This is a genomic window from Planktosalinus sp., assembly GCF_059864935.1.
The window spans coordinates 1-4,461 of sequence record NZ_JCBCCK010000078.1 but is presented as its reverse complement, the minus strand read 5'-3'; the positions used below and the strand labels follow the sequence as shown (position 1 = coordinate 4,461).

Genomic DNA, 4,461 nt, shown 5'->3' with positions numbered 1-4,461 from the left:
GATTATAAGTGGTAAACTTCTTTACATATCGTTCTGCATTATGTTGTTTAGCTATTCTTCTTATCTCACTCTTGTCAATGAACTTTAATAATTGATTGAATATCGGCTGTCCGCTAAAATTTGTACTTTTACCCATGTCTTACTTTTTTTGTGTTGTAACTCAAAAGTAGACATTCCGGGTAGTAATTAAATGTACTGCCCGGTTTTTTTAAAATTTTTACCGGACACTAATGATTAATTATAAGTTAATAAGTTCAATGAATGTTGAATTGAAATGTAGCTTTGTTATTTAGAAATTTAATATGAACAATTCCAATCAGCAAATAGCAACTTTAGCAGGAGGTTGTTTTTGGTGCACCGAAGCTGTGTTTCAAAATCTTAAAGGCGTTTTGAAAGTAAAATCAGGTTACACCGGTGGGTCTATTAAAAATCCGGCATATCGGGAGATTTGTACCGGCAGAACAGGACATGCCGAGGCTGTTCAGATTGAATATAATGAAAAGGTGGTTTCATATAATGATTTGCTGGAGGTGTTTTTTAAAACTCACGACCCCACCACGCTCAACCGTCAGGGGAATGACAGTGGCACTCAATACCGCAGCGCTATTTTTTATCACTCTGAAGAACAAAAAAATATGGCAGAGGAAATGATTCAGCAACTGGACAAAGCCGGGATTTTTCCAAACAAAATTGTAACTGAAGTCACAAAAACTACAGCCTTTTATCCGGCAGAACCCGAACATCACAATTATTACAACTTGAACAAAGACCAGCCCTATTGTCAGCTGGTAATTACACCAAAAATTGAAAAACTTAAAGCATTCTTTGAAGATAAAACTTTTTAAAATCAGATAATTTTTACTCGTTTTAGTTCGTTAATCTTCTATTAGAAAGCATTTATAATGTCTGAAAAATACAAATTACTTCGAAAAGGGATACTATACGATTTGATTGGCATGGCCAGTTATTTAGTTCCGGGTTTTGGGCCTTTTATTGACATTATATGGGCACCCTATGCGGCATCACAAATGACCAAAATGTATCCCGGAACACGCGGAAAAATCGCTGCGGTTATTGTATTCCTTGAAGAATTATCACCGGGACTTGATGTGATACCCACCTTTACACTTACCTGGTTGTATGTTTTTGTCTGGAAAGGTGAAAAAACAGCACAACAACCCCTTGAGGTAGAAATAACGGAATAAAAAAGAGACTGTCTAAAAAGTTGTTGAATAAAAGAATGCCACGAAGCCACTAAGACACCAAGAAGCACAAAGCATTGATTAATAGAATCTTAAATCTTCGTGAAATTTAGAGCCTTGGTGACTTTGTGGCAAAACCCGACTTTTTATACAGCCTCTTTTTCAAAAACAACTGAAAACTATTGAATCACCAATGGGAAAGCAGCCGAAATATCAGTATCTCCACCGGCATTGGTAATGTCACCATTACTTACACCTGCTGCATTTTTATCAAGGTCGTGTCTCAGAATAATCGTGAAAACCCCCTGACTGGCTGCTCCTGTGTCAAAGCTAAACTCCAAACCAAGCGGCTTTCCGTTTGAATCAAAATCAAGATAGGTCAGGTTTGAGATGTCAAGTCCAGTGCCCACAAGATAGAAAAACTGGTGCTCGTCTGCTTCTTCTTGAATCTCAATGGTCATATCTTCTGCCGGGCTTTCAAGTTCATTTAAAAGAGTCATTGAAGCTGTATAACTTGTGTTGGCCATCAGTGTGCCGCCTGTTATTACAGGAGGTGTTGGACCGTCCGGGTCAAGGTCTTTATATTCAAGCTCAATTGATGAACCTCCACCCACAAGAGTTACTTTAAGTGTTGTAATGACTTCTTCTTCCACTATGGGTGCAATATCATCATCACTTGAACAAGAAGTGATAAACAAAGTTGTTATGAATAAAATAGCTAATAATTTTAAATTTTTCATTTTAATGAATTTTAATTAATAATTGATTTTTAAACGTAAAACTATATTTCTTCCCAAATCGTCTGCATAAAACCGCAAACGGTTGAGGTAATCTCTGTAGTTTGTATTGAAAAGATTGTTGACTGTCAATCCCACTGAAAAGGTCGAATGTCCAAAAACACTAAAATCCACATCGGCATTTAAATGCATCAAATGATAGGCCGGCGGAGTCGTACTTAAATCAATAATCTCTATACTTTCAGATATGGGCAAATAAATCTCAGTGTTGGTTTCCGGAAATTCATTTTGCCTGAACACATAATTGCTTTCCAGTCCAATGCGTAAATTCTTCAGTGTTTCATTTTTATACTGAAGGGTATTGCTCAAATTTGCCGGTGGCATTAATATAAGCGGTTCATCTGTTTTTCGGTCATATCCTTTTACAAAAGCAAACTTGCTGATCAAGTCAAACTGTGAATTTAATTTCACTTTTGAATCAAAATCAAACCCCATCAGTAAAGCATCGGTTTGCTTAAACTCCCAAACCTGAAAACTTCCCCTGATGGTTTGTTCAACGCCGGCAGGTTCAATATAAATAAAGTTGCTGATACTGTTTAAATAAGGATTGACAGTAAACTGAAAACGGTCTGAATTTCTGCTCAATGAAAGTGAAACCTTATGCGCTGTTTCCTGATCAAACCGTAAATCTCCAATTTCTATGCGTGCTGCAGAATGGTGTAATCCTTCACTAAACAATTCAGACGGATTGGGAGCACGGGTGGCCAGTGAATAATTGGCCATCAGCTCATAGTGTTCACCAAAAGTGTAAGCTGCGCCCAACGTTCCTGAAAAGTTATGATAATCAAAAACCGGGTTGGTTAAAATTTGCGCACCCACTTCCATCACTTCAAATTCGGGGAATAAATTGTTGTATTCCCGGGCTTCCCAAAGTGATTTTCGATAGAACTTTTTAGCATCCAGATGATTAAAATCATACCGGACCCCGGCTTCCAGTACCCATTCTTCCCCAATATAATATTTCCCCAAGGCATAAATAGCCGCATCATATTTATCATAGTCGGGAATGAGTCGTCGCACACCGGTATCGGGATTGGCATAGTTGTTTTGATAACGCAACATCAACCCGCCATTGGCCTTAAAATTCATTCGGGCATCATAACTGAAATCTGCCGCCAGGGTGTGGGTGGTCAATTCCAGGTCAACAGAGGGAATATCGCCTCTTCCGCCACGGCGCACATCAAACTCCAAACGGTTATTGAACTGAAAGTCATATTGCAATTCCACTTTTCCGAAATTGCTTAAACGCTTGAAAACCTTGGCTTTTGCCAAATGATGAGAAACATTTTGTTTTGGGTTGTCAATCGAATAACTGAATTCGTTGATAACAAGTGGTCGCGGACTATTCAATGCCAAAAACTGATCTTCTGCATTTCCAAGATGAGAAGCCCTTAAAATCCCGATTTCTGAATTGAAATAAGAATAATAGGCTTCAAATCCGTAACGAAATTTGTTCAATCCCAATCTAAACGAAGCTGCCTTTTCAAAGATGCCGGTATTGCTTAGCTTATAATCAGGAGCCTCAAAGTCGCCAAAACGCTTCAAAGTTCCCTGTGCTGTTCCATACCAGCCGGTTTCTTTGGTTTTTGTAAGCGAAGAAGTTATGGTTCCGCCTCGGCCGTTTGTGGCAAACGTTGCCAAAGTACTTCCAAACAAAGAGTCTTTTCTGACAATTCGGGCCGGTTCCACCAATACGATTCCTCCCACGGCATCTCCTCCATATTGAAGCGCAGACGCTCCTTTAATGACCGAAATGCTTCCGGCAGTGTTTAAATCGACATTGGGCGCATGCTCCACACCCCATTCCTGGTCCTGCATTCTCACCCCGTTGTTCATGATCAACACGCGACTGCTGTGAAGTCCCTGAATGACAGGTTTTACCACTGTGCTGCCGGTGTTGAGTGATGAAACACCCGGAATTCGTTTTAAGGCATCGCCCAGTGAAGCGTAACTTAAATTTTCAATTTCATCTTTGCTGATTCTGTTTTCCTGTTGGGTAGCCACATAGTCTATGGCGGCACTTCCCCTTACAGTTACCTGATGCAACTCCTCAAGATGGTGCTCAAGTTTAATGGTTAATAAACTACTGAAAGGCATTCTCACTTGAACTGCTTTGGTGTCACATTCGGGATGTGATACCTGAAGTGTGTAACTTCCTGCGCACAAGCCCTCAAGGGTAAAATATCCGTCAAGATTGGTCATGGCATAGGTTTCAAGTCCGGCAACAATAATTACTGCTCCGTCAAGCGGTGTGTTGTCATGAAAATCAACCACACGACCTTGTAGGTTCAAATCACACTGTTGCGAATGGGAAACCATTCCGATAAAGAAAACAATGATAAATAAGCGCATAATGGCTTTATCCTTTTAAATATTATTGAAAAAATGAAAATTTAAGTCCGGGAAATTATGTGCAACGAGGCGGACCCCTGAGTTTAATCTGAAAGGATAACTTGTCTAAA

At 39.5% G+C, this 4,461-nt stretch carries 5 protein-coding genes; 2 read left to right on the top strand and 3 right to left on the bottom strand.

The annotated features are described in order from the left end of the window. Positions 1–136 (bottom strand): DUF4372 domain-containing protein (locus tag AC6F75_RS03475; protein ID WP_500713557.1); only part of this gene is annotated, 136 nt, incomplete at its 3' end. A 166-nt stretch (positions 137–302) separates the two neighbouring features. On the opposite strand from AC6F75_RS03475, the gene msrA reads away from it, so the two are divergent. Together msrA and AC6F75_RS03465 are read left to right on the top strand one after the other, a co-directional pair. After that, positions 303–845 (top strand): peptide-methionine (S)-S-oxide reductase MsrA, encoded by a 543-nt coding sequence (msrA, locus tag AC6F75_RS03470; RefSeq protein ID WP_500713556.1) that lies wholly within the window; start codon positions 303–305, stop codon positions 843–845. 57 nt (positions 846–902) lie between these two features. Next, on the top strand, positions 903–1,205 hold the full coding sequence (locus AC6F75_RS03465; RefSeq protein WP_500713555.1) for a hypothetical protein: 303 nt from the start codon (positions 903–905) through the stop codon (positions 1,203–1,205). Positions 1,206–1,381: 176 nt separating this feature from the next. Here the strand turns inward: AC6F75_RS03465 and AC6F75_RS03460 are convergent, their stop codons facing one another. Then, positions 1,382–1,942: a type 1 periplasmic binding fold superfamily protein gene (locus AC6F75_RS03460; protein WP_500713554.1), complete on the bottom strand. Its 561-nt coding sequence runs from the start codon at positions 1,940–1,942 to the stop codon at positions 1,382–1,384. A gap of 15 nt (positions 1,943–1,957) precedes the next feature. After that, complete coding sequence (locus tag AC6F75_RS03455) at positions 1,958–4,351, bottom strand: TonB-dependent receptor domain-containing protein (RefSeq protein ID WP_500713553.1); 2,394 nt, start codon at positions 4,349–4,351, stop codon at positions 1,958–1,960. Positions 4,352–4,461 lie beyond the last annotated feature (110 nt).

Coding starts and splice junctions, on each gene's coding strand:
- AC6F75_RS03455 (WP_500713553.1), bottom strand. CDS start 4,351: ATGCGCTTATTTATCATTGTTTTCTTTATCGGAATGGTTTCCCATTCG.
- msrA (WP_500713556.1), top strand. CDS start 303: ATGAACAATTCCAATCAGCAAATAGCAACTTTAGCAGGAGGTTGTTTT.
- AC6F75_RS03465 (WP_500713555.1), top strand. CDS start 903: ATGTCTGAAAAATACAAATTACTTCGAAAAGGGATACTATACGATTTG.
- AC6F75_RS03460 (WP_500713554.1), bottom strand. CDS start 1,942: ATGAAAAATTTAAAATTATTAGCTATTTTATTCATAACAACTTTGTTT.